The sequence below is a fragment of the Hydrogenophaga sp. L99 genome, from assembly GCF_058731905.1.
Window position 1 is genome coordinate 1,594,804 of the sequence record NZ_CM178972.1, and the last position, 22,106, is coordinate 1,616,909.

At 60.9% G+C, this 22,106-nt stretch carries 20 protein-coding genes and 1 tRNA gene; 8 read left to right on the forward strand and 13 right to left on the reverse strand.

All coding sequences use genetic code 11. The features are described 5' to 3' along the window. Positions 1 to 4: 4 nt before the first annotated feature. The 8 genes from nusA to AC4QBL_RS07560 form a co-directional block, all read right to left on the reverse strand. Positions 5 to 1,504 (reverse strand): transcription termination factor NusA, encoded by a 1,500-nt coding sequence (gene nusA, locus AC4QBL_RS07525; RefSeq protein ID WP_472901523.1) that lies wholly within the window; start codon positions 1,502 to 1,504, stop codon positions 5 to 7. A 79-nt stretch (positions 1,505 to 1,583) separates the two neighbouring features. After that, positions 1,584 to 2,171: a ribosome maturation factor RimP gene (gene rimP, locus AC4QBL_RS07530; RefSeq protein ID WP_472907462.1), complete on the reverse strand. Its 588-nt coding sequence runs from the start codon at positions 2,169 to 2,171 to the stop codon at positions 1,584 to 1,586. Between the two features lie 262 nt (positions 2,172 to 2,433). Next, positions 2,434 to 2,655, reverse strand: a complete 222-nt coding sequence (locus tag AC4QBL_RS07535; RefSeq protein WP_472901521.1) for a DUF2788 domain-containing protein — start codon at positions 2,653 to 2,655, stop codon at positions 2,434 to 2,436. Positions 2,656 to 2,658: 3 nt separating this feature from the next. Beyond that, positions 2,659 to 3,459 carry a DUF2189 domain-containing protein gene (locus AC4QBL_RS07540; protein ID WP_492131642.1) on the reverse strand — a complete coding sequence of 267 codons (801 nt, stop codon included), beginning with the start codon at positions 3,457 to 3,459 and terminating at the stop codon, positions 2,659 to 2,661. Between the two features lie 190 nt (positions 3,460 to 3,649). After that, positions 3,650 to 5,278, reverse strand: coding sequence for an ABC transporter ATP-binding protein (locus AC4QBL_RS07545; RefSeq protein WP_472907464.1), 1,629 nt, complete (start codon positions 5,276 to 5,278; stop codon positions 3,650 to 3,652). Further along, positions 5,275 to 6,312, reverse strand: a complete 1,038-nt coding sequence (locus tag AC4QBL_RS07550) for an ABC transporter permease (protein WP_472901518.1) — start codon at positions 6,310 to 6,312, stop codon at positions 5,275 to 5,277. The genes AC4QBL_RS07545 and AC4QBL_RS07550 overlap by 4 nt, the downstream gene beginning before the upstream one ends. Further along, positions 6,312 to 7,337 (reverse strand): microcin C ABC transporter permease YejB, encoded by a 1,026-nt coding sequence (locus AC4QBL_RS07555; RefSeq protein ID WP_472907465.1) that lies wholly within the window; start codon positions 7,335 to 7,337, stop codon positions 6,312 to 6,314. Before AC4QBL_RS07555 ends, AC4QBL_RS07550 begins: the two co-directional genes overlap by 1 nt. 134 nt (positions 7,338 to 7,471) lie before the next feature. Next, on the reverse strand, positions 7,472 to 9,313 hold the full coding sequence (locus AC4QBL_RS07560; RefSeq protein ID WP_472907466.1) for an extracellular solute-binding protein: 1,842 nt from the start codon (positions 9,311 to 9,313) through the stop codon (positions 7,472 to 7,474). A 38-nt stretch (positions 9,314 to 9,351) separates the two neighbouring features. Here AC4QBL_RS07560 and fabI point away from each other — a divergent pair, with 38 nt between their 5' ends. Both fabI and AC4QBL_RS07570 read left to right on the forward strand, forming a co-directional pair. Then, the gene (fabI, locus tag AC4QBL_RS07565; protein ID WP_472907467.1) at positions 9,352 to 10,149 is read left to right on the forward strand and encodes an enoyl-ACP reductase FabI; all 798 of its coding nucleotides are present in this window, start codon (positions 9,352 to 9,354) and stop codon (positions 10,147 to 10,149) included. Between the two features lie 20 nt (positions 10,150 to 10,169). Continuing rightward, positions 10,170 to 11,096: a DNA ligase gene (locus tag AC4QBL_RS07570; RefSeq protein ID WP_472907468.1), complete on the forward strand. Its 927-nt coding sequence runs from the start codon at positions 10,170 to 10,172 to the stop codon at positions 11,094 to 11,096. Between the two features lie 98 nt (positions 11,097 to 11,194). Here AC4QBL_RS07570 and AC4QBL_RS07575 read toward each other — a convergent pair whose 3' ends face one another. Together AC4QBL_RS07575 and AC4QBL_RS07580 are read right to left on the reverse strand one after the other, a co-directional pair. Further along, complete coding sequence (locus AC4QBL_RS07575; protein ID WP_472901513.1) at positions 11,195 to 11,410, reverse strand: HP1242/YdcH family protein; 216 nt, start codon at positions 11,408 to 11,410, stop codon at positions 11,195 to 11,197. A gap of 36 nt (positions 11,411 to 11,446) precedes the next feature. Further along, positions 11,447 to 13,729: an Orn/Lys/Arg family decarboxylase gene (locus AC4QBL_RS07580; protein WP_472907469.1), complete on the reverse strand. Its 2,283-nt coding sequence runs from the start codon at positions 13,727 to 13,729 to the stop codon at positions 11,447 to 11,449. A gap of 224 nt (positions 13,730 to 13,953) precedes the next feature. On the opposite strand from AC4QBL_RS07580, the gene AC4QBL_RS07585 reads away from it, so the two are divergent. From AC4QBL_RS07585 to AC4QBL_RS07600, 4 genes are all read left to right on the forward strand, one after another. Further along, entirely contained in the window at positions 13,954 to 14,379 is a 426-nt protein-coding gene (locus AC4QBL_RS07585) for an NfeD family protein (protein WP_472907470.1), read from the forward strand. 81 nt (positions 14,380 to 14,460) lie between these two features. Further along, the gene (locus AC4QBL_RS07590) at positions 14,461 to 15,375 is read left to right on the forward strand and encodes an SPFH domain-containing protein (protein ID WP_472901510.1); all 915 of its coding nucleotides are present in this window, start codon (positions 14,461 to 14,463) and stop codon (positions 15,373 to 15,375) included. A gap of 20 nt (positions 15,376 to 15,395) precedes the next feature. Further along, entirely contained in the window at positions 15,396 to 15,782 is a 387-nt protein-coding gene (locus AC4QBL_RS07595) for a DUF2237 family protein (RefSeq protein WP_472907471.1), read from the forward strand. A gap of 78 nt (positions 15,783 to 15,860) precedes the next feature. After that, positions 15,861 to 15,950 (forward strand) — tRNA-Ser (locus tag AC4QBL_RS07600). A gap of 489 nt (positions 15,951 to 16,439) precedes the next feature. Here the strand turns inward: AC4QBL_RS07600 and AC4QBL_RS07605 are convergent. From AC4QBL_RS07605 to AC4QBL_RS07615, 3 genes are all read right to left on the reverse strand, one after another. Next, positions 16,440 to 17,627: a branched-chain amino acid ABC transporter substrate-binding protein gene (locus tag AC4QBL_RS07605; protein WP_472907472.1), complete on the reverse strand. Its 1,188-nt coding sequence runs from the start codon at positions 17,625 to 17,627 to the stop codon at positions 16,440 to 16,442. Positions 17,628 to 17,854: 227 nt separating this feature from the next. Continuing rightward, complete coding sequence (locus AC4QBL_RS07610) at positions 17,855 to 18,298, reverse strand: DNA polymerase III subunit chi (RefSeq protein WP_472901507.1); 444 nt, start codon at positions 18,296 to 18,298, stop codon at positions 17,855 to 17,857. 27 nt (positions 18,299 to 18,325) lie between these two features. Next, positions 18,326 to 19,837: a leucyl aminopeptidase gene (locus AC4QBL_RS07615; protein WP_472901506.1), complete on the reverse strand. Its 1,512-nt coding sequence runs from the start codon at positions 19,835 to 19,837 to the stop codon at positions 18,326 to 18,328. Between the two features lie 25 nt (positions 19,838 to 19,862). On the opposite strand from AC4QBL_RS07615, the gene lptF reads away from it, so the two are divergent. Together lptF and lptG are read left to right on the forward strand one after the other, a co-directional pair. Next, positions 19,863 to 20,987, forward strand: coding sequence for an LPS export ABC transporter permease LptF (gene lptF / locus AC4QBL_RS07620; RefSeq protein WP_472901505.1), 1,125 nt, complete (start codon positions 19,863 to 19,865; stop codon positions 20,985 to 20,987). Further along, positions 20,984 to 22,102, forward strand: coding sequence for an LPS export ABC transporter permease LptG (lptG, locus tag AC4QBL_RS07625; RefSeq protein ID WP_472901504.1), 1,119 nt, complete (start codon positions 20,984 to 20,986; stop codon positions 22,100 to 22,102). The genes lptF and lptG overlap by 4 nt, the downstream gene beginning before the upstream one ends. The last annotated feature ends 4 nt before the right edge of the window (positions 22,103 to 22,106 follow it).

The window sequence follows — 22,106 nt, forward strand, 5'->3', positions numbered from 1 at the left end:
CTGGTCAGGTCGTGGGTTGCGCTTCGTCACCGGCGAACCAGTGAGCGCGGGCCAGCATGATCAGCGCGGTAGCCTCTTCAGGCGTTTGTCCGGTGATGTCGGTCAATTCGTCGGTGGCCAGGTCGGCCAACTCGTCGCGGGTGTGAATCCCGCCGTCAGCCAGTTTGGCCACCAGCTCCTGGGTGACGCCATCGAGATCGCGCAGGTCTTGCGAAACCTCTTCAACGCTTTCTTCCCGGACGAGTTCCATGGTGAGCAAGGCATCCTTTGCACGGGTGCGCAGTTCGTTGACGGTGTCCTCATCGAACGATTCAATTTCAAGCATTTCCTGGATCGGCACGTACGCCACCTCTTCGAGGCTGGTGAAACCTTCCTCGATCAGGATGTCGGCAATCTCTTGGTCCACATCCAGTTTGGCCATGAAAATCTTGCGAATGCCGTCGGCCTCTTCAGCCTGCTTTTGCGCCGACTCGTCGGCGGTCATGATGTTGATGCGCCAGCCAGTCAGCTCAGACGCCAGACGCACGTTTTGACCACCACGGCCAATGGCGATGGCCAGGTTTTCCTCGTCCACCACCACATCCATGGCGTGGCGCTCTTCGTCCACCACAATGGACTGGACGTTGGCTGGAGCCAAAGCACCAATCACAAACTGGGCGGGATCTTCGCTCCACAGCACGATGTCAACGCGCTCGCCAGCGAGCTCATTGGTGACACCGTTGACGCGCGAACCGCGGACACCCACACAGGTGCCAATCGGGTCAATGCGCTTGTCCAGGGTATGAACAGCGATCTTGGCGCGCGAACCAGGGTCGCGGGCACAGGTCTTGATCTCCAGCAGACCCTGCTCAATTTCAGGCACTTCCAGGCGGAACAGCTCGATCATGAACTCGGGGGCGGAACGCGACAGCAGGATGGGAGCGCCGCGCAGGGTCAGGTCCACTTCCATGATCATGGCGCGCACGCGGTCGCCCGTACGGAAGTTTTCCTTCGGGATCATTTCGCTGCGACGCAGGCGGCCTTCGACGCGACCGCTCTCGACAATGAGGTCGCCCTTGTCCATGCGCTTCACGGTGCCGACAAAAATCTTGTCGCCACGCGACATGAAATCGTTCAACAGCATTTCGCGCTCGGCATCGCGGATTTTTTGCAGGATCACCTGCTTGGCTGCCATGGCACCAATGCGGCCGATCGGCACGCTTTCCACGGGCTTCTCAATGAAATCACCCTCTTCGATGTCCGCGAGTTCGTCGCGGGCATCGGTCAGCAGCTCTTCAGCATCGGGGTTTTGCAGACCGGCTTCATCGGGCACGACCAACCAGCGGCGAAAGGTCTCGTAGGAGCCGTCGTCCGGGTTCATGGCCACGCGGATGTCCACGTCGCCTTTGTAGAGTTTCTTGGTGGCCGAGGCCAGCGCCAGCTCCACCGCACCGAGCACCACGTCGCGTTCGACGTTCTTCTCGCGGGAGATGGCATCAATCAGCATCAACATTTCGCGGTTCATTTACTCGCCCACCTTTCCGGATATCTTTTTCAGAATCAACACAATTATTCGCATTCGTTTGCGCGCGGCGCACCAGTCATTAGGCGCCAGCGACACCTGGAGCCTGTCGACCCTTGAAACTCACAATAGGCGCTAGCCGCGCCTGCTGGACATCGTCCAAGGTGAACACCAGCGCCTGCAGAGGTGGCGGTACACGCTTCTTGCTGACGCGCACACCCGGCTTCACCTCAGGGGCATCGCTCCAGACCACTTGCCACTGCACGCCGTCTTCAGCACGCTCGAGCGTGCCGCGAAATTTTTTCCGATTGGCCGACACATCGGAGGCGGTAACGCCAATCGGCGCCTTCAAGGTGAGGTCCACCACGTGACCTTCAAACCTGATGTAGTCGATTTCACGCTTGAGCGGTCGATCGATACCCGGCGAACCCACCTCAAGGCGGCGGTATTCCAGCCCCTCCACCTCCAGCAAGTACTGCAGCTGGCGGGTGATTTTTTCACAATCTTCCACGGTCACAAAGCGCTCCACCGGAGCGGCTTCACCAGCCTGCGGCGCTTGCCAAGGCCAATCAATGGTCACGCGCAATAAACCACTGCCAGAGCGATCAAGCTCCACCAGGTCAAAACCCAGTCCAGTGACGGTTTGCTCTACGGTTTCTTGCCAAGCCATTGTGTGTGGTGTCTGCCCTAAGGGTTTGCGTGGGGGTAAAAGCGTTCGGCCAAAAAAAATGGGCCGGTAGTAACCCGCCCATTTGGTCGTGAAGCTCGCATTATACCCCGGTTAAGGGGTGATTTGCAAGTTGCGCGGCGTTCAAACAGGGGGCACTTCGCTGAACCCTGAGGGACGCAGCAGCGAGGCATGTTCCGCTACATGCAACGGGCGGCGTCATGCAAGCCGGATAGGCAATCGGGCGCAGGCCAGCGCGAACCGATCAGATGCCCAAGACCCACTGAATGAGGTTCTTGGCCATGAATCCCAACATGCCAAACGAGAGCACCAGAAACAGAATGAAGGTGCCGAACTTGCCGGCTTTGGATTCCCGCGCCAGATTTAACACGATGAACAGCATGTACAAAATAAAGGCACCCACACCGAAGGTGAGGCCGAATTGGGCGATTTGCCCTTCCGTGTAACCAAACAGGGTCGTTTCCATGGCTCAGCCTCCGCCAATCGACTCGATTCCGCTGGGCAGAGAAACAGGTCTCATCGTGAGGTCGCAGTAAGCGTGCCAACTGGCATGGGCAATCAGCGGAATGACCACAACCAAGCCCAACAGCGCGGTGAACATGCCCACGCCCACCAACAGCCCGATCAGCACAGCCCAAAAGGCCATGGGTGCCGGGTGATTGGCCACGGCACGCCAGCTCTCGGCCACCGCCATGCTGACGGGGACCGATGTGTCAACCAGCATGGGGATGGCCACCACGCTGGATGCAAACACCGGTGCGGCCAGCAGGGCACCCAGTAGCAACCAGGCCTCAAACAGGCCGATGTCACGCACCAGCACCACATGTCGCAGGAAATCGATGGGTTTGTGGATGGGCTCGGGCGACCACAGCGTGATCAAACCCGCCGAGGTGAGCACCCAGCCGGTGCCGGCCAGCCCGAGCAACAAACCGAATCGAACCAGGCGACCGTCGCCGGAGCGCCAGAGGGCGATCACTTCGGGCATGCCCACGCAACGCCCGCTGTTGCACGCCCGGCTCACGTGGTAAAGGCCGGTGGCCAGAATCGGCGCCACGATCAAAAAGCCGGAGAAAGCGCCCGCCAACAACCAGAACTGGTCGCGCGCGCCCCACAACAGCAACCAGCCACCGGCCGCCAGCAGCAAACCGTGCCACAGCCCGGGCGCAGGGTTGCGGCGCAAATCGGCCCACCCCAGCGCCAGCCAGCGCAAGGGTGAGCCCAGGGAAACGGGGACGGGCATGTTGGGCGCAGAAGAGGGGTGGTCGTTCATTCGAATTTGCATGGGGCACGGCAGCCGGGCGGAACCCGCTTTTATAGTGGTTCGGCGCAGTCTGGGGGTTGATAAAAGTCAAGTATGACCGCAAGCCGACACAAGCCTTGCGCACGCGAGGCAGCGCCTGAAGGCGAGCAAGAACAACGCAGACCCAAACGATCGGATGCCAGCACGCGCACCCGGCAGCTCAGGCGGCGGCTTGAACCAGCGTACTTGTGTAGGGATGGGCGGGTCGCTCAAGCACCTGTTGCACCGCGCCGTGCTCCACCACCTGGCCATCTTTCATGACGAGCACGTCATGGGCCATGGCGCGAATCACGTCCACGTCGTGCGTGATCAGCAAATAGCTCAGCCCGCGCTCGCGCTGCAGGCGCTGCAGCAGGGCGAGCACCTGTTTTTGCACCGTCACGTCCAACGCGCTGGTGGGTTCGTCCAGCACCAGCACTTGCGGGCCCACGATCAGCGCTCGGGCAATGGCCAAGCGCTGGCGCTGCCCGCCTGAAAACTCGTGCGGGTAGCGCTGCAACCAGTCGCCGGCCTGGGTGGGGTCTTGCACCAGACCCACTTCGGCCAGTGCGGCCACCACGCGCTGGCGCCGCTGCTCTTGCCGCAGTTCCGGCTCGTGAACCAGCAGGCCTTCGCCCACGATCTGTTCGATGGTCATGCGGGGTGAGAGCGATGAAAACGGGTCTTGGAACACCACCTGGATGCGCTGGCGCAGCGACCGGCTTTGGCCTGTCCTCTGCGCCTCGGCCCAATCGGTACCCGTGACTTGCAGGCTGCCCTGGTGCGGCAGCAGGCCGAGTGCTGCCAGTGCCAGGGTGGATTTGCCCGAGCCAGACTCTCCCATGACGCCCAGCGTTTGACCCGGTGCCAAGTCCAGGTCAGCGCCCTGCACTGCCACATAGGCGCCTTTTTTGAACCAGCCTTTGATGCCCGGCAGCGGCACGGGATAGCTCACCCGCATCTGCCGGGCCTGCAACACCGGGGGTGCAGCAGATACGACGGCGGCTTCCACCACATCGCGTTCCGGCCTGCTGGCGAGCAACATCTGGGTGTAGGGGTGTTGCGGCGCGGCAAACACGTCGGCGACAGCGCCCTGCTCCACCAACAGCCCGCGCTCCATCACCGCCACCCGATCGGCAAAGCGCCGAACCAGGTTCAAGTCGTGCGTGATCAGCAGCACGGCCATGCCGTGCTGGCGCTGCAAGTCGGCCAACAGATCCAGAATCTGGCCGCGCAGGCTCACGTCGAGCGCCGTGGTGGGCTCGTCGGCCAGCAACAGCTTGGGTTGGCTCGCCAGCGCCATGGCGATCATGGCGCGCTGGCGCTGGCCGCCGCTGAGCTGGTGGGGATAAGCGCCAGCGCGGCGAGCCGGTTCGGGAATGCCGGTGGAAGCCAGCAGTTCCACCGTGCCGGCCAACGCCTGGCGCGGCGTAAAACCTTTTTTAAGTTGCAGCACCTCGCCGATCTGGTCGCCCACGGTGTAAAGCGGGTTGAGCGCCGTCATGGGTTCCTGGAAGATGATGGCCACCTCGTCGCCACGCACACCGCGCAACTGGTGTTCGCTCATCTGCAGCAGGTCGCGCCCCTGCAGCAAAGCAGAGCCGCTGACTTGCGCGTTGTGCACCAGGCGCAGAAGCGAAAGCGCCGACACGGTTTTGCCCGACCCAGACTCTCCCACCAAGGCCAGCTTTTCACCCGCCGCAATGGAAAAGTCGATGTTTCGCACCACCGCGTGTCCACCGAAGGCCACGCTCAAACCGGTGACCTGCAGCAGGGGCTCTTTGGCGGCCGGGCTTGAGCGCTCCGTCATTTATCGGCCTTTCGAGGGTCCAGTGCATCGCGCAGCGCATCGCCCATGAAGGTGAGCAGCAGCAGCGTGACCACCAACACGGCAAAGGTGGACATCGAAATCCACCAGGCATCGATGTTGTTTTTGCCTTGGCTCAACAGCTCGCCCAGGGAAGGCGTGCCCGGCGGCACGCCCAACCCCAGAAAGTCCAGCGAAGTGAGCGCCAGGATGGCCGCACTCATGCGAAACGGCAGAAACGTGACCACCGGCGTGAGGCTGTTGGGCAGCACATGGCGCCAGATGATCTGCCAGCTGGACAGACCCATGGCACGCGCTGCGCGCACGTAGTCCAGCTGGCGGTTGCGCAAAAATTCGGCGCGCACGTAGTCGCTCAGGCCCATCCAGCCAAACAGACTAAGCAAGATCAGCAGCAAGCTGATGCTGGGCGCAAACACGGCAGAAAAAATGATGAGCAGGTACAGCTCGGGCATGGAGCCCCAGATTTCAATGAAGCGCTGGAAAGCGAGGTCGGTCTTGCCCCCAAAAAAGCCCTGAATGGCGCCGGTGACCACGCCCAGCACCACGCCGATGAAGGTGAGCGCCAAGGCAAACAACACACTGACGCGAAAACCGTAGATCAGCTGCGCCAGCAGGTCGCGCCCCCGATCGTCGGTACCCAGCCAGTTGTCACTTGTGGGCGCTGACGGGTTGGGCTCTTTGGCAAAGTAATTGAGCGTCTTGGGGCCGTAGGGGTTGGGCGCGTACACGGCCCAGTTGTCACCCCGAGTGATTTGTTCACGGATATAGGGGTCCAGGTAGTCGGTGGCGGTTTCGAAATCGCCACCAAACGTGGTTTCCGGGTAACTCTGAGCGATGGGGAAATAGGTTTTTCCCTCGTAGCGCACCATCAGCGGCCGGTCGTTGGACAGCAGCTCGGCAAACAGGCTGGCGACCACCAGCACACAAAAGACCACCAAACTCCAATAGCCCAGGCGGTTGCGCTTGAAGCGCTGCCAGGCGCGACGAGAAGGCGATGCAGAACTTGTCGGGGCCATCAGTCGAACTTCACGCGGGGGTCGACCCAGACGTAGCAAAGGTCGGAGATCAGTTTCGTCACCAGCCCGATCAGTGTGAACAAAAACAGCGTGCCCAGCACCACGGGGTAATCGCGCCGTATCACGCTCTCAAAGCTCAACAGGCCCAGCCCGTCGAGCGAAAACAGGGTTTCGATCAGCAACGAGCCCGCAAAAAAAGCGCCGATGAACGCACTGGGAAAACCGGTGACGATGGGAATGAGCGCGTTGCGAAAAATGTGTTTCCACAGCACCTGGCGCTCGCTCAAGCCTTTGGCCCGCGCTGTCATCACGTATTGCTTGCGTATTTCTTCCAGAAAGGCATTTTTGGTCAGCATGGTGGTGACGGCAAAACTGCCCAGCACCATGGCGGTGATGGGCAGGGTGATGTGCCACAGGTAGTCCACAATGCGCGCCGCCCAGCTGAGCTCTTCCCAGTTGGACGAGGTGAGCCCGCGCAGCGGAAACCACTGCAGCTGGCCACCAAAAATCACCAGCAAAGCCACGCCAAGCACAAAGCCGGGAATGGCGTAACCAATCAGCACCAGCAGGGTGGTGACCAGATCAAACCGCGACCCCGCGCGCACCGCCTTGGCCACACCCAGGGGCACGGCAACCAGGTAACTGATAAAGAAAGTCCACAAGCCCAGGCTGATGGACACCGGGAGTTTTTCCACAATCAGCTCGGACACGGCCTTGTTTTGAAAAAAGCTGGTGCCCAGATCGAACCGCGCAAACTGGCCGACCATCTGGAAAAAACGCTCGTGCGCCGGTTTGTCAAAGCCATACAGGGCTTTGATCTGCTCCAGCCGCTGCGGGTCAACGCCTTGGGCGCCGCGGTACACCGACCCGCCTTCGGCAGAGCCGCCCTGTCCGGTTCGCGCTTCGGCCAGGTACTGCTCAACCGGGCCACCGGGCACAAACTGGATCACCACAAACGTGAGCAACAAAACCCCAAACAGCGTCGGGATCATGAGCAAAATGCGTTTGAGAATGTAGAACCACATAGAGGGGATGTTTTAACCGACAAGGCCAACAGCATGGAGAAGCCGTGGCCGACCCAGAACATCGCGCAACGGGCTTTGCCGGGCCGCAGATGTTGCCCCCTTGGAGATTGATGCGCGCAGCGCAGAGCGGGGCCTCATTTGGCCCACCACGTGTCGATGGCCCAGGTTTCACCGGCTGCGTAGGGCGGCATCTCAGCGGGTCGGGCGAGCCGCCAGGCGTTGTACACCATGCGGTGGGTGGTGGCCGACCACTGCGGCACCAGGTAATGGCTGTGGCTAATGACGCGGTCCAGCGCTCGGCAGGCGGCTAAAAACTCGGGTTTCGATGGCGCATTCGACATGCGGGCAATGAGCGCGTCCACCGCCGGGCTGGCCACACCGGCGAAGTTGCCAGAGTCTTCCGTTTTGGCCGCCTGGCTGCCAAACAGATCGGCGTATTCCGCGCCTGGGTTGTGGGTGCCGCCGTAAGCAATGGAGATGATGTCGAAGTCAAAGGTGCGCAAGCGTTGCTGGTACAGGGCAAAGTCGACCGGACGAAACTTGAGTTCAATGCCCAGCTTTTCCAGGTTGCGCGCCCAAGGCGTGACCACACGGGCGCCGGTTTCGTTGCTGTCCAGGTACTCAAGCACCATGGCCTCGCCCCGGGCGTTGCGCAGCTGACCGCCCTGCACCGTCCAGCCCGCTTCGCGCAGCAAGGCCTGCGCGCGCCGCAGATTGCCGCGCAGCGAGCTGGCGCCATCGGTGCGCGGCGGCACCAGCATGGGTCCAAAAGCGGCCGGCGGCAGTTGATTTCGCCAGGGCGCCATCAGCGCCAGTTCGTCCGTGCCGGGCGTGCCCGTAGGCGAGCAGTCGGTGTTACCAAACAAGCCCTGCACACGCTGGTAAGCGTTGTAGAACATCTGGCGGTTCATCCACTCGTAGTCCATAGCCAGACCCAGCGCCTCGCGCACGCGGACATCGGTCAGCGGGGCACGGCGCGTGTTCAGCACATAGCTTTGAAAACCCGTGGGCAGGCGGTGCTTGAGCTCGGCCTTCACCAGCTCACCGCTATCAAACCGTTTGCCGTTGACACGGCGCGCCCAGTCTCCGGCCGAAAAGAAACGCATCAAGTCAAACTCGCCCGCCTTCAGCGCTTCCAGTTTGGCGGTGTTGTCTTTGTAAATTTTGACCAGGATGCGGTCGAAATTGGCGCTGCCACGGCGCACCGGCAGGTCGCGTGCCCAGTAGGCCGGGTCGCGCACATAGGTGATGTCTTTGCCAAACTGCACCGGGCCTATTTTGTAGGGCCCGCTGCCAATGGGTGGGTCCATCACCACCTGGTCAAAGGTCTTGCGCTGGCCCGTTTTGGGGTCGATGGCATTGCCCCAGGCCCGACTGAACACCGGCAGGCCACCCACCGTCAGGGGCAGTTCGCGGTTGGGCTTTTTGAAACGGTAGCGCACCGTGCGCTCGTCGATCACGTCCAGCCCGGCCACGTCTTCCAGAATGGTTTTGAAAGCCGGCGACGTATGCGGGCCCATGAGGGTGTCGAAACTGTGTTTCACGTCTGCGGCCAGCACCGGATCGCCGTTGTGAAAGCGCGCAGCGCTACGCAACCGGAACGTGACCGACAAGCCGTCTGGGGCCGCCGCCACATCTTCGGCCAGCAAGCCGTAACCGGCACCGGTTTCGTCCAGCGCCCCCACCAGCAGGGTGTCAAACATCAGGTTGGACAGGTAGGCCGGCGCGCTGCCCCGCAGGGTAAACGGGTTGTATTTATCGAAGGTGGACACCCGCAGGTTGCTCACCAGCTTCAGGTCACCGCCTTTGGGCGCAGCGGGGTTTACATATTCAAAGTGGGAAAAACCGGCCGGGTACTTCAGGTCGCCCCACAGTGCGTAGCCGTGGGCTGCCCATGCCGCAGGGCATGCCATGACCAGCCACGCAGCGACCGCCAAGGTGGTCCGGTAGCGAAGGAAGTGGCGGGTAATGCGCATGCGACAATTCTGCTGGAATTTTCTTTGGAGATTGAACAATGGGTTTTCTCGCAGGCAAAAAATTGCTGATCACGGGCGTACTGTCCAACCGCTCGATCGCCTATGGCATCGCCAAGGCCTGCCACCAGCAGGGCGCCGAACTGGCGTTCAGCTATGTGGGTGAGCGTTTCAAGGACCGCATCACCGAATTCGCTGCCGACTTCGATTCGAAACTGATCTTTGATTGCGACGTGGGTTCTGACGAGCAGATCGAAAAAATGTTCGCTGACCTCTCGCTGGTCTGGCCACAATTTGACGGCTTTGTACACAGCATCGGTTTCGCACCGCGCGAAGCCATTGCCGGTGACTTCCTGGACGGTCTTTCGCGCGAGAGCTTTCGCATCGCCCACGACATCAGTGCCTACAGCTTCCCGGCCATGGCCAAGGCTGCGTTGCCCATGCTGAACAACAAGTCGGCCCTGCTGACCCTGACGTACCTAGGCGCCCTGCGCACGGTGCCCAACTACAACACCATGGGCCTGGCCAAAGCGAGTCTGGAAGCGTCGGTGCGTTACCTGGCTGAGTCGCTCGGCCCCAAGGGCATGCGCGTCAACGGTATCAGCGCCGGCCCCATCAAAACCCTGGCTGCAAGCGGCATCAAAGACTTTGGCAAGCTGCTCGGCATGGTGGCCAGCGCGTCGCCGCTGCGCCGCAACGTAACGATTGAAGACGTGGGCAACGTGGCCGCGTTCCTGATGTCCGACCTGGCTGGCGGTGTCACGGCAGAAATCACCTACGTGGACGGTGGCTTCAGCCACACCGCAGGCGTGAGCCGAGACAGCGACGCGGTCGCCTGAACCCCACGTTGAACGCAGCCATGAACGTTCTCGTGGCTGCGCCAATCTCTTCCAGCAGGCGCCGCCTGCTGATCGCTGGGTTGGCACTGGGGCTTGGCTGGCCCCTGGCTGCGGCGTGGGCCAACCCCAACCAGCCGCCAGCGCTCATGCTCTCGGACGTGTACCGGCTGGGCACCCCGCTTGAAGCCTACTGGCTCAGCGAAAAATACGACGGTCTTCGCGGCTACTGGGACGGCCAGCGCTTGCTGACCCGTGGCGGTCAGACCGTGCAGGCACCCAGCTGGTTCACCGCTGGGTGGCCCGCGGTTCCCATGGACGGCGAGCTGTGGGCTGGTCGCGGCCGGTTTGAACAAGCGCTGTCCACCGTGCGCCAGCAAACACCCAACGAAGAGGGTTGGCGCGGCATCCGATTCATGGTGTTTGACCTGCCTGCGCACACGGGCACCTTCACCCAGCGCATCAGCGCCTACCAGCAACTGGTGGGCCAGTTGTCACAGCCCTGGGTGCAAGCGGTGCAGCAAGAAAAAGTCAGCACCCACGCCGAGCTGATGAAACGGCTGGACCGCATGGTGCGCGACGGTGGCGAGGGCCTGATGCTTCACCGGGGCGACGCGCTGTACCGCGCGGTGCGCAGCGACGACTTGCTGAAAGTCAAGACCCACGAGGACGCAGAAGCGCGGGTGACGGGCCACCTGCCCGGCCAAGGCAAATACGCCAACAGCCTGGGTGCGCTGCAGGTGCAAACACCCGATGGCCGCCAGTTTCGGCTGGGGTCTGGCTTGACCGATGCACAGCGGCACAACCCGCCGGCAGTGGGTGCCTGGGTAACCTACCGTTTTCGCGGCCTGCACGCCAGCGGCCTGCCCCGTTTTGCCAGCTTCGTGCGCGTGCGCGACGACATGAACACGCTCACACCCGAAATCGTCCCAACACCCCGCCAGCCGTGACGGCTGACCGCCCTCGCCCGCCGGCGCTGAAGACGAAAAAAAGCCCCTGAAGCGACCGGTGGGTCACGTCAGGGGCCTCGGGATCACGTCAACCAGCGTCAGGCACTCGCTTTGCGCAAGATCTCGTACAACTCGTCTTTGAGCAGCAGCTTTTCCTTCTTCAACTGCTCAATTTGAAACTGTGAACCAGCTTCAATACCAGCTTCCATGTTTTTGATGGTCTGGTCCAGCGCGTTGTGCTTGTCAAACAGGCGGGTGAAGTGGTGGTCGTGGCCCTTGAGTTGGGTGATCAGGTCGCGGTATTCAGGAAACATTCAAACTCCTTTCAGTGCAGGTAAGAATCTGACAGGTTACCCCGCTTTCACGCAATCGGCAAAGTAGCGCTTGCGGCCTTCTTCGTCCTTCACCTCGACCAGGCCGTGGATGTCGGTCTCGAAGCCTGGGCACTGGGCGTTGAACTCCCGCGCAAACTTGAGGTAGTCCACGATCTTCTTGTTGAACACCTCACCGGGGATCAACAGTGGGATACCCGGCGGGTAAGGCGTGACCAGACTGGTGGTGATGCGACCCTCCAGTTCGTCGATCGGCACGCGCTCGGTGGTGCGCTGCGCAATGTGCGCAAACGCGTCGGTGGGCTTCATGGCTGGCGTCAGATCGCTCAGGTACATCTCGGTCGTGAGCCGCGCAATGTCGTACTTGGCGTACAGCGTGTGCACGTGCTGGCACAGATCGCGCAGACCCATCTGCTCGTAGCGCGGGTACTTCTGGCAGAACTCCGGCAGGATGCGCCACATGGGCTGGTTCTTGGCGTAGTCGTCCTTGAACTGCTGCAAGGCGGTCAGCAGCGTGTTCCAGCGGCCCTTGGTGATGCCGATGGTGAACAGGATGAAGAAGCTGTAGAGGCCTGTTTTCTCCACGACCACGCCGTGCTCGGCGAGAAATTTGGTCACGATGGAGGCCGGAATGCCGGTTTCAGCAAACTGGCCGTCCAGATTCAGACCTGGGGTAACGATGGTGGCCTTGATCGGGTCCAGCATGTTGAAGCCCGGCGCCATGTCGCCAAAACCGTGCCAGTCGTTGTCGGTCGGTTGCCAGTCGGGTTTGCGGTTGAGCACCCAGTCGCTGGCCTCGCCCATGCCCTCTTCTTCCAGCGTCTCAGGGCCCCACACCTGGAACCACCAGTCGTCTTCACCAAACTCGGCCTCCACTTTGCGCATGGCACGGCGAAAGTTCAGCGCTTCCATGATGCTTTCTTCCACCAGGGCGCGGCCACCGGGTGGCTCCATCATGGCGGCAGCCACGTCGCAGCTGGCGATGATGGCGTACTGCGGGCTGGTGCTGGTGTGCATCAGGTAAGCCTCGTTGAAGAGGTGGCGGTCCAGTTTCACGTTTTGTGAGTCTTGCACCAACACATGGCTGGCCTGGCTGATACCAGCCAGCAGTTTGTGAATGGACTGCGTGGCGTACACCACCGACTCCTTCGGACGCACCCGCTTTTTGCCCATGGCGTGGAAGTTGCCGTAAAACGGGTGAAACGCCGCGTGGGGCAGCCAGGCCTCATCAAAATGCAGGTTGGCCACATAGCCGTCCAGCATTTCCTTGATGGCCTCGGTGTTGTAAAGCACACCGTCGTAGGTGGACTGCGTCAGCGTGAGCACGCGCGGCTTGACCGCGTCGGCATCCACACCGGCCAACAGCGGGTTGGCCCGGATCTTGGCCTTGATGGACTCGATCTCGAACTCACTCTGCGGGATCGGCCCGATGATTCCGTAGTGGTTGCGCGTGGGCTTCAGAAAGACAGGGATGGCACCCGTCATGATGATGCTGTGCAGGATGGACTTGTGGCAATTTCGATCCACCACCACCACGTCACCTGGCGCCACGGTGTGGTGCCACACCATCTTGTTGCTGGTGCTGGTGCCGTTGGTCACGAAGAAGCAGTGGTCGGCATTGAAGATGCGCGCCGCATTGCGCTCGGAGGCGCCGATGGCGCCGTTGTGGTCGAGCAGCTGGCCGAGCTCTTCGACCGCGTTGCACACGTCGGCGCGCAACATGTTTTCACCAAAAAACTGGTGAAACATCTGGCCCACCGGGCTCTTCAAAAACGCGACGCCACCCGAGTGGCCAGGGCAGTGCCAGGAATACGAGCCGTCTTCGGCGTAGTCCAGCAGCGCTTTGAAGAACGGCGGCTGAATCCCTTCCAGGTAGCTCTTGGCTTCACGGATGATGTGGCGCGCCACAAACTCGGGCGTGTCCTCAAACATGTGGATGAAGCCATGCAGTTCGCGCAAGATGTCGTTGGGCAGGTGGCGGCTGGTTTTGGTTTCGCCGTAGATATAGATCGGCACGTCGGCGTTTTTCCAGCGCACCTCTTCAATAAACTTGCGCAAATTCAGCACCACCGGGTCCAGATCGGGGCCGTGGCTGAACTCCTCGTCGTCGATCGACAAAATAAACGCACTGGCGCGCGACTGCTGCTGGGCAAACTGGGAGAGGTCGCCGTAACTGGTGACGCCCACCACCTCAAAACCCTCGGTTTCAATGGCTTGCGCGAGCGCCCGAATGCCCAGACCCGAGGTATTTTCAGAGCGGAAGTCCTCGTCAATGATGACGATGGGGAAGCGAAATTTCATGGCAATCTCCAGCCTTGCTAGGGGCACTCAGGTGAGAAAAAAGGGCGGGCAAAAAACACAACGCAGCCAAAAGCGGCAAAGCAGGCGCGAAGTGTACGGAAATCAGCAGGCCACTCCCGGTGCGGGCAGGCTTTTGTCGCAGAATGTGGCGCAAGCCTGACATATCAACCCACGGGTTTTTTTCGTGGCGTCCGCTTATTTTCGTTCCATAGGAAGGCTGATGTATGTCTGATTCAACACTCTGGTGGCTGCTGGCTGGCTCGGCTGTGGCGCTGGAGCTTTTCACGGGCACGTTTTACCTGCTGATGCTGGCTGTGGGCATGGCCGCTGCCGCCCTGGCTGCCCATGCCGGCGCTGGCACGGCGGTGCAGCTGGTCTGCGCTGCTGTGGTGGGCTCAGCCGCGGTGGTCGGCTGGTACATCCGCAAAAAGCGCAACCCCGCAGACCCGTCGGTGCGCGCCATGCGCAGCGTCAACCTGGATGTGGGTGAAATCATTCAGATAGACGAATGGTTGGCCGATGGCACGGCCAGCGTGAAATACCGTGGCGCGCAGTGGAGCGTGGTCCAGCGCCCCGGCAACGCAAACGAGCCCGGCGCTCACCGCGTCATTGAACTGCTGGGGAACCGCCTGGTGGTCGAAAAGGTCTGACCCCCAACGCAGTTCCCACCCACAGTCACGAAACTCGACTACCCTGCCCTTTTACCAACCTCTAAAAAGAGCCCCCACACCATGGAACTTGCCGTTCTCCTGTTTGTTATTGCAGCGATCTTCATCACCCGATCCATCAAGGTCGTGCCCCAGCAAAACTCCTGGGTGATTGAGCGCCTGGGCAAGTACCACGGCTCACTGGCGCCCGGGCTCAATTTCCTCGTGCCCTTCATCGACAGGGTGGCCTACAAGCACAGCCTGAAGGAAATTCCGCTGGATGTGCCCAGTCAGGTTTGCATCACGCGCGACAACACCCAACTGCAGGTCGACGGCATTCTGTACTTTCAGGTCACGGACCCCATGCGCGCCAGCTACGGCTCGTCCAACTACATCATGGCGGTCACGCAACTGGCCCAAACGTCGCTGCGTTCCGTGATCGGCAAACTTGAACTCGACAAGACCTTCGAAGAGCGCGACATCATCAACGCACAAGTGGTGCAGGCGATTGACGAAGCCGCTCTGAACTGGGGTGTGAAGGTGCTCCGCTACGAAATCAAGGACCTAACCCCGCCCAAGGAAATCCTGCACGCCATGCAGGCCCAGATCACCGCCGAACGCGAAAAGCGCGCGCTGATCGCAGCGTCCGAAGGCCGCCGCCAAGAGCAGATCAACATCGCCACCGGCGAACGCGAGGCGTTCATTGCCCGATCTGAAGGTGAAAAACAAGCTGCCATCAACAACGCCCAAGGCGAAGCCGCCGCGATCACCGAAGTGGCCAATGCCACCGCCATGGCCATCGAACGGGTGGCGGCCGCCATTCGGCAACCGGGCGGCGAAATGGCCGTGCAACTGAAAGTGGCTGAACGCGCGGTGGACGCCTACGGCAAAGTGGCCGCAGATTCCAACACCACACTCATCGTGCCCAGCAACATGACCGAAGTCTCTGCCCTGATCACCTCGGCCATGAAGATGATTGGCACCGGAAAACCCAGCTGAATACCTGGCGCACAAGAACCATGAGCCGCAATGTTTTGGGCGAAGAGCTGCTGCCCTGCTCCTACGACCCCCTGACCGGGTATTTTCGCGATGGCTGCTGCCGCACCGACGAAAGCGACCTGGGCACACACGTGGTGTGCGCCCGTGTCACCCAAGCCTTTCTGGATTATTCGCTCAGCCGAGGCAACGACCTGATGACGCCCCGGCCCGAGTGGCGCTTTGCTGGACTGAAGCCCGGCGACCGATGGTGCCTGTGCGTGCTGCGCTGGCTCGAAGCCCTCCAGGCAGGTGTGGCACCGCCGGTGGTTCTGAACAGCACCCACGAAAAGGCGCTGGAACATGTTGCGCTGGACGTGCTGCGGCAGCACGCATGGCAGAAGGCAGCCGATGGCCCCTCTGTGCACTGAAAACGATCATTTCTGGGTGGCACACAACCGAGCGCCTTAAAAATCAGCCGCGGCGCCTGCTACAATGCAGGGCTGCCTGGAGAGGTGGATGAGTGGTTTAAGTCGCACGCCTGGAAAGCGTGTGTGGGTTTATCCCCACCGCGGGTTCGAATCCCGCCCTCTCCGCCAAAAATGACGTAAGCCCTTGAATCTAAACGGATAGTTGCGATTCAAGGGCTTTTTCGTTTCTGAGTGGTACACCAGCCTGGTACACCATCGATAGACTGTCTCTCACGAAAGACGATGAGATGTTCAGACACTCCCCTGCACAGGCGCAGCGACATCTACTACTTCAGAGCCAAAGTCCCCGTCGATTTATTGCCTTGCTACCAGGGCGAGACCAGCGAGAGCCTTTCTGGGGTGTTTCCTTCAAACAGGGAGATCAGCGCAGACAGTAAAGAGCAGAGGTGTACGAAGTAGCGTCCTCCTGAGCTGCACCAGGACGGTCTTGTGCTCTACGATTCACCAATCGAGCAGAAAAAGAAATGCGGTAAGTCTTTAATTTGTTTCGGTCTTGGTAATCAGCTTCACATCACCCGACTAAATGCAAAAAACCACCCGAAGGTGGTTCTTGGCTGGCTGTCAGACCTTGCGGGGCTGACAGCACAAGGGCGGCAATCAGCGAATGACGGCCAATGTGGTGCGTGCACCGGCCTTATAGGTCATCAGCGTCAGGGCGCCGTTTTTGATGTCGCCTTTTTCGTCAAAAGCGATGTTGCCGGTCACGCCTTTGTAGTCCGTGGCTTTCAGGGCTGGCAGGTACTTGGCTGGGTCGGCAGAGTTGGCGGTCACCATGGCGTTGGCCATGACTTTCACAGCGTCATAAACGTAGGGTGCGTACACCTGAACGTCAGCGCCAAACTTGGCTTTGAAGTCTTCACGGAACTTGTCCATGCCGGCTTTCTGCTCGCCTTCCACACCACCGGCTTCAGCGCAGTACACCTGGTCGTCGGCCATGCCGTCGCCAGCCAGCTTGGGCAGCTCGCTGGAGCAGATGCCGTCGCCACCCATGAACTTGGCGTTGATGCCGAGCGCTTTCATTTGCTTGAGCATGGGGCCGGCCACAGCGTCCATACCGCCGAAGAACACGACGTCAGGCTTCTTGGCCTTCAGGGTGGTCAGGATGGCGTTGAAGTCGGTGGCTTTGTCGTTGGTGAATTCACGACCCACCACGGTGCCGCCCGCTGCGATCACGCCTTTTTCGAACTCGTCAGCCACGCCCTGGCCGTACGCGGTGCGGTCGTCGATGACGGCCACGGTTTTGGCGGTCAGCGTTTCCACAGCGTATTTACCCAGCGTGCCGCCCAGGTGCACGTCGTCAGCCACCATGCGGAACACGCCCGCATAACCCTGGCGGGTGTACTTGGGGTTGGTGGCCGAGGGGGAAATCTGGGGAATGCCAGCGTCGTTGTAGATCTGCGAAGCGGGAATGGTGGTACCCGAGTTCAGGTGACCAATCACGCCTGCGACCTTGGCATCGACCAGCTTGGTGGCGGCAGCGGTGCCCTGCTTGGGGTCGCCAGCGTCGTCTTCAGCCAGCAGCTCAAACGTGGTGGGCTTGCCGTCGATCATCAGGCCCGCTGCGTTCAGCTCTTCGATGGCCATCTTGGCGCCGTTTTCGTTGTCCTTGCCGAGGTGAGCAATGCCACCGCTGGTGGGACCGACGTGACCAATCTTAATGACTTGGGCTTCAACAGCGGCGGGTGCCGCAGCTGGAGCAGCAGCAGGTGCAGCCTCTTCTTTTTTACCGCAAGCGGCCAAAGCGACAGCCGCTGCGATCACGGCCAGTTTCATGTTCAGGTGCATAGTTATCCTCGGGAAGGAATGAAAGTTGGAATGCGGAGGGAACTTTTTTCTCCACATTCATAAAGATACTCTAAAAAATCACTTTATTGCAGCAACGACCAGGAACTGCGGGGGTGTTCAAGGGTTTGCCCGCAGGTCGATCACACCAAAGAATGCCTCATTAGCGCCACGCATGCCGTGCGAGACCTGTTCGATGCGCTACACACGCAGGCCAAGCCCGGTCTCCATCAGTCCTGCGGGGCCAGTTGCAGATCGTGCCGAACCGGTTCAATACCGCTCTGTTTGTAAGCTCGCCAACGTTCGCGAGCCTGCAAGCGGTCGTCCTCGTCCTGTGTCACCACCTCAATCACCCGCCCAAAGCGCGCGTACCCAGGTGGCAAGCTGGTGCTCAGATTCACCAAGACAGCGGACTCGATGCCCTCCAGGCTTTCAGGGAGTTCGCTGTACAGCTGAACGGGCGAGCGCTGGAGCACCATCGGCGGATCGCCTTCACAGCCATGCGGAATGAACTCACCCTGGGCAAAGGTCCATAAGGCGGTGTCCAGTGCAGACAGCGCCTGGGCATCGGTACGCACCACCAACCGGGCACCTTTCAGGTAGCCCTTGCGCAACAAGCGGCAAGCGTAGCTTTGCTTGTCAGGCGCATTGAAATGAAAAGCCACCTCGGTCATGTTGGATGTATCCAATGTCCCAGCCGCTCAGGCCTTGCGTGCGCGCTTGGTGGCTTTTTTCTTGGGCTCGTGGCTGGCTTCTGGCGCTGGCCGCGCCGCTTCGTCCAGCAGGTATTGCAACAGCAGCGGCACAGGTCGACCGGTGGAGCCTTTGGCGGCGCCACTTTTCCAGGCCGTGCCGGCAATGTCCAGGTGTGCCCAGGGCAGATCGGCTGTGAACTTCTGCAAAAATTTGGCGGCAGTGATGGAGCCGCCGGCGCGCCCGGCCACGTTGCCCATGTCGGCAAAATTGGACTTGAGACCTTCGGCGTACTCATCGTCCAGGGGCATGCGCCAGCAAGGGTCCAGCGCACTTTCACCGGCTTGTTGCAGGGCTGCAGCGATGTCGTCGTGCGCTGAGAACAGACCTGAGCGCACGGCGCCCAGGGCAATCACACAGGCGCCAGTCAGGGTGGCGATGTCCACCACGCTGCGGGGCTTGAAACGGGCCGCGTAGGTGAGCGCATCACACAAGATCAGCCGACCTTCGGCGTCGGTGTTGAGAATTTCAATGGTCTGCCCGCTCATGCTGGTCACCACATCGCCGGGCTTCACGGCCTGGCCGTCGGGCATGTTTTCGCAGCTGGGGATCAGTCCCACCACGTTGATGGCTGGTTGCAGCTCGGCCAGCGCGGCAAAAGTGCCGAGCACACTGGCCGCACCACCCATGTCGAACTTCATTTCGTCCATTTCGGCAGCGGGTTTGATGGAAATTCCGCCCGTGTCAAACGTGATGCCCTTGCCCACCAGCACCACCGGCGCGCTGGACTTTGCCGCACCGGTGTAGTGCATGACGATGAAGCGCAGGGGCTCCACCGAACCCCGGGCCACCGACATGAACGCACCCATGCCCAAAGCGGCCACCTCTTTGGGGCCCAGCACCTCGGTCTTCATGCCCGGCTTGCGCCCGATCTTGCGAGCGGCGTCGGCCAGCATGCTGGGCGTGGCGTGGTTGGCCGGGCGGTTGGCCCATTCTTTGGCGAACTCAACGCCAGTCACCATGGCCTTGCCGGCATCAAAAGCCGCTTGAACCGCCGACGCATCGGCCACCGCCACCACCACCTGTTGCAGCGCGCGCGCCTTGGCTGATGGCTTGGTGGTGGTGTAGGTGTAGCTGGCGTCTGCACAAGCTTGCACCGCCGCACGCACCGCACCGTTGTCGTTGTCCAGCAGGCTCAGCACGAGACCGAGTTTCTTGATGTTGGGCTGTTTGAGCGAAGCCAAACCGGCCGCGACGGCCTTGAGCACCGCAGCGGCTGAGCCGTTGCCCGCACGCACCAGCACCACGCGGCTCGCCTTGATGCCTGGCACACGGTAACAAGACAGCGTTTTGCCCAGGCCGGCTTCCAGGTCCCCCTTGCTGGCCGCTTCCGACGTGAGGGTGGCCAGAGCACCCGCCAGCGGCGTGGCCGACAGGGCATCGGGCACCAGCACCAGCAAGGCATCGGCAGCCATGGCGGCGGCTTGTTCGGGCGAGAGGGATTTAAGTTCGAAGTCCATAATTGCGTTTTCCTGTTGTCATTCAATGTTATTCCATTCTTCCATTCGCAAAGAGCTGGCCCGCAGCTTCGGGGCCACGCTGGTGGTGCTGTTCACCATCGTGCTGACCATGCTGCTGATTCGCACGCTGGGTCTGGCCTCGCGTGGCAGCGTCAACCCCGAAGAAATCATGCTGGTGCTGGGTTACACCGTGCTCGGGCGCATGCCCACCATCCTGACGCTGGCGCTGTTCATTGCCATCGTGTTCACGCTCTCGCGTATGTACCGCGACAGCGAAATGATCATCTGGTTTGCCAGCGGGCGTTCGCTGGGGGGGTTTATGGCCCCTGTGATGCGCTTCGCCTGGCCGATCTTGCTGGTCATTTCCTTGATGGTGTTTTTTGTATGGCCCTGGGCCAATCAGCAAACCGAGGAACTGCGCAGCCGTTTCCAGAAACGTGGCGACCTGGAACGCATTGCGCCCGGGCAGTTCCAGGAATCGTCCAGCGGTCGCCGCGTGTTCTTTATTGACAAAGACACCGCCGACGGCACCGAGGGCCGCAACATCTTCATTTCCAGCAAGGAAGATGACGGCCGCGAAACCATCACCTCGGCGCGCTCGGGTCGCATCGAATGGATTGACGAACAGCAGGTGCTGATGCTCAACAACGGGCAGCGACTTGAAATTGCTGCTGACCAAAGCAGTCTGCGCGTGAGCGAGTTTGAAGAATATGGCACCCTCGTGGGTGAAGGCGAGACGGTGGTCGGCAGCGCGCAAGGGCTGAAGGCGCGCCCCAGCTGGGAGCTGATTCGCAACCCCAGCCAGGCCAATCTGGGTGAGTTGGGGTGGCGTGTTGGCATGGCCTTGACGGCCTTCAATTTTGTGCTGATTGCACTCGCGACCACGGCGGGTAACCCCCGCGCGGGGCGCGGTGGCAACCTGTTCTTCACCTTGTTTGCGTTCGTGTTTTATTACAACCTGCTCAATCTGGGCCAAAGCTGGGTGTCCAAAGGTTTTGTCGGTTTGGGCCTATTCATGGTCATGCTGCATGGCGCAGTGTTTGTGCTGGCCCTCTTGTGGCTGGCCAAGCGGCACAACAACCTGACCCTGCGAGACTGGCTCCTCACCTGGCGAGACAAGGGTCAGCGTGCCCAGGAGGCTCGCGCATGAAGACCATTCGCCGCCTGATCTACGGAGAAATTTTTGTGGCTGTGGGCTTTGTGCTCCTGGCGTTTCTGTCGCTGTTCTTTTTCTTCGACTTTGTCGAAGAATTGCCCGCGCTGGGTCGTGTGTCTCCGCTGGACGCCAACCTGGTCTACGAAATTCGCCACGCCTTGCTTTACGTGCTGCTGCTGATGCCGAGCCGGGTCTACGAACTCATGCCCATTGCCGTGCTGATTGGCTCGGTTTTTGTGCTGGCGCGGCTGGCGCAGGGTTCGGAATACACCATTCTGCGCACCAGTGGCCTAGGCCCCTGGCGGGCGCTGCGCACCTTGCTGGGTCTGGGCACCATCTTTGTCGCCTTGACGTTTGCCATTGGCGACTACGTGGCGCCGTTGGCCGACAAAACGGCCCAGTTGCTCAAGGCCTCTTACCAGGGCCGCATCAGCCTGGGCCAAACCGGCGCCTGGCTGAAAGAGCGGCAGGCCTACAGCAATTTTTCGGTCAATGTGGGCTCGCTTTCGCCGCAAGGTGAATTGGGCGATGTGCGTATTTTCGAGTTCGACAACCAGGGCTTTCTGGTGTCCACCGTGCAGGCCAAGGCGGGACAAATCGAAACCGACGAGTCGTGGACACTGATGCAGGTGGAGCGGCGCGAATTCGACACCGCCGGGCTGGCTTCGGCGCGCATCACCCGCAGCAAGCTGGACACCTTCCGTTGGCCCAGCAGCATCAGCACCGAAATGGTGTCGGTGGCGCTGCTCAAACCCGAGCGCATGCGCACCGCCGACCTGTTTGCCTACATTCGCCACCTGGAAGCCAACAACCAGACCGCCCAGCGCTACGAAATCGAGTTCTGGCGCAAAGTGTTTTATCCCCTGAGTTGCCTAGTCATGGTGGTGTTGGCCCTGCCCTTTGCCTACCTGCATTTCCGCTCGGGCAGCATCACCGGCTATGTGTTTGGCGGTGTTTTGATCGGCATCAGTTTTTTCCTGCTCAACAACGTGTTCGGCTACATCGGCAACCTCAACCAGTGGCAACCCTGGCTGGCTGCGGCGTCGCCGTCCCTCATTTATTCGGTTTTTTCACTGGGCGCCTTTGGCTGGCTGGTGCTTCGACGATAGGTTC

Bases quoted from the DNA above. Each gene is read 5' to 3' on its own strand.
- nusA (WP_472901523.1), bottom strand. From the start codon at position 1,504: ATGAACCGCGAAATGTTGATGCTGATTGATGCCATCTCCCGCGAGAAG.
- rimP (WP_472907462.1), bottom strand. From the start codon at position 2,171: ATGGCTTGGCAAGAAACCGTAGAGCAAACCGTCACTGGACTGGGTTTT.
- AC4QBL_RS07535 (WP_472901521.1), bottom strand. From the start codon at position 2,655: ATGGAAACGACCCTGTTTGGTTACACGGAAGGGCAAATCGCCCAATTC.
- AC4QBL_RS07540 (WP_492131642.1), bottom strand. From the start codon at position 3,459: ATGAACGACCACCCCTCTTCTGCGCCCAACATGCCCGTCCCCGTTTCC.
- AC4QBL_RS07545 (WP_472907464.1), bottom strand. From the start codon at position 5,278: ATGACGGAGCGCTCAAGCCCGGCCGCCAAAGAGCCCCTGCTGCAGGTC.
- AC4QBL_RS07550 (WP_472901518.1), bottom strand. From the start codon at position 6,312: ATGGCCCCGACAAGTTCTGCATCGCCTTCTCGTCGCGCCTGGCAGCGC.
- AC4QBL_RS07555 (WP_472907465.1), bottom strand. From the start codon at position 7,337: ATGTGGTTCTACATTCTCAAACGCATTTTGCTCATGATCCCGACGCTG.
- AC4QBL_RS07560 (WP_472907466.1), bottom strand. From the start codon at position 9,313: ATGCGCATTACCCGCCACTTCCTTCGCTACCGGACCACCTTGGCGGTC.
- fabI (WP_472907467.1), top strand. From the start codon at position 9,352: ATGGGTTTTCTCGCAGGCAAAAAATTGCTGATCACGGGCGTACTGTCC.
- AC4QBL_RS07570 (WP_472907468.1), top strand. From the start codon at position 10,170: ATGAACGTTCTCGTGGCTGCGCCAATCTCTTCCAGCAGGCGCCGCCTG.
- AC4QBL_RS07575 (WP_472901513.1), bottom strand. From the start codon at position 11,410: ATGTTTCCTGAATACCGCGACCTGATCACCCAACTCAAGGGCCACGAC.
- AC4QBL_RS07580 (WP_472907469.1), bottom strand. From the start codon at position 13,729: ATGAAATTTCGCTTCCCCATCGTCATCATTGACGAGGACTTCCGCTCT.
- AC4QBL_RS07585 (WP_472907470.1), top strand. From the start codon at position 13,954: ATGTCTGATTCAACACTCTGGTGGCTGCTGGCTGGCTCGGCTGTGGCG.
- AC4QBL_RS07590 (WP_472901510.1), top strand. From the start codon at position 14,461: ATGGAACTTGCCGTTCTCCTGTTTGTTATTGCAGCGATCTTCATCACC.
- AC4QBL_RS07595 (WP_472907471.1), top strand. From the start codon at position 15,396: ATGAGCCGCAATGTTTTGGGCGAAGAGCTGCTGCCCTGCTCCTACGAC.
- AC4QBL_RS07605 (WP_472907472.1), bottom strand. From the start codon at position 17,627: ATGCACCTGAACATGAAACTGGCCGTGATCGCAGCGGCTGTCGCTTTG.
- AC4QBL_RS07610 (WP_472901507.1), bottom strand. From the start codon at position 18,298: ATGACCGAGGTGGCTTTTCATTTCAATGCGCCTGACAAGCAAAGCTAC.
- AC4QBL_RS07615 (WP_472901506.1), bottom strand. From the start codon at position 19,837: ATGGACTTCGAACTTAAATCCCTCTCGCCCGAACAAGCCGCCGCCATG.
- lptF (WP_472901505.1), top strand. From the start codon at position 19,863: ATGTTATTCCATTCTTCCATTCGCAAAGAGCTGGCCCGCAGCTTCGGG.
- lptG (WP_472901504.1), top strand. From the start codon at position 20,984: ATGAAGACCATTCGCCGCCTGATCTACGGAGAAATTTTTGTGGCTGTG.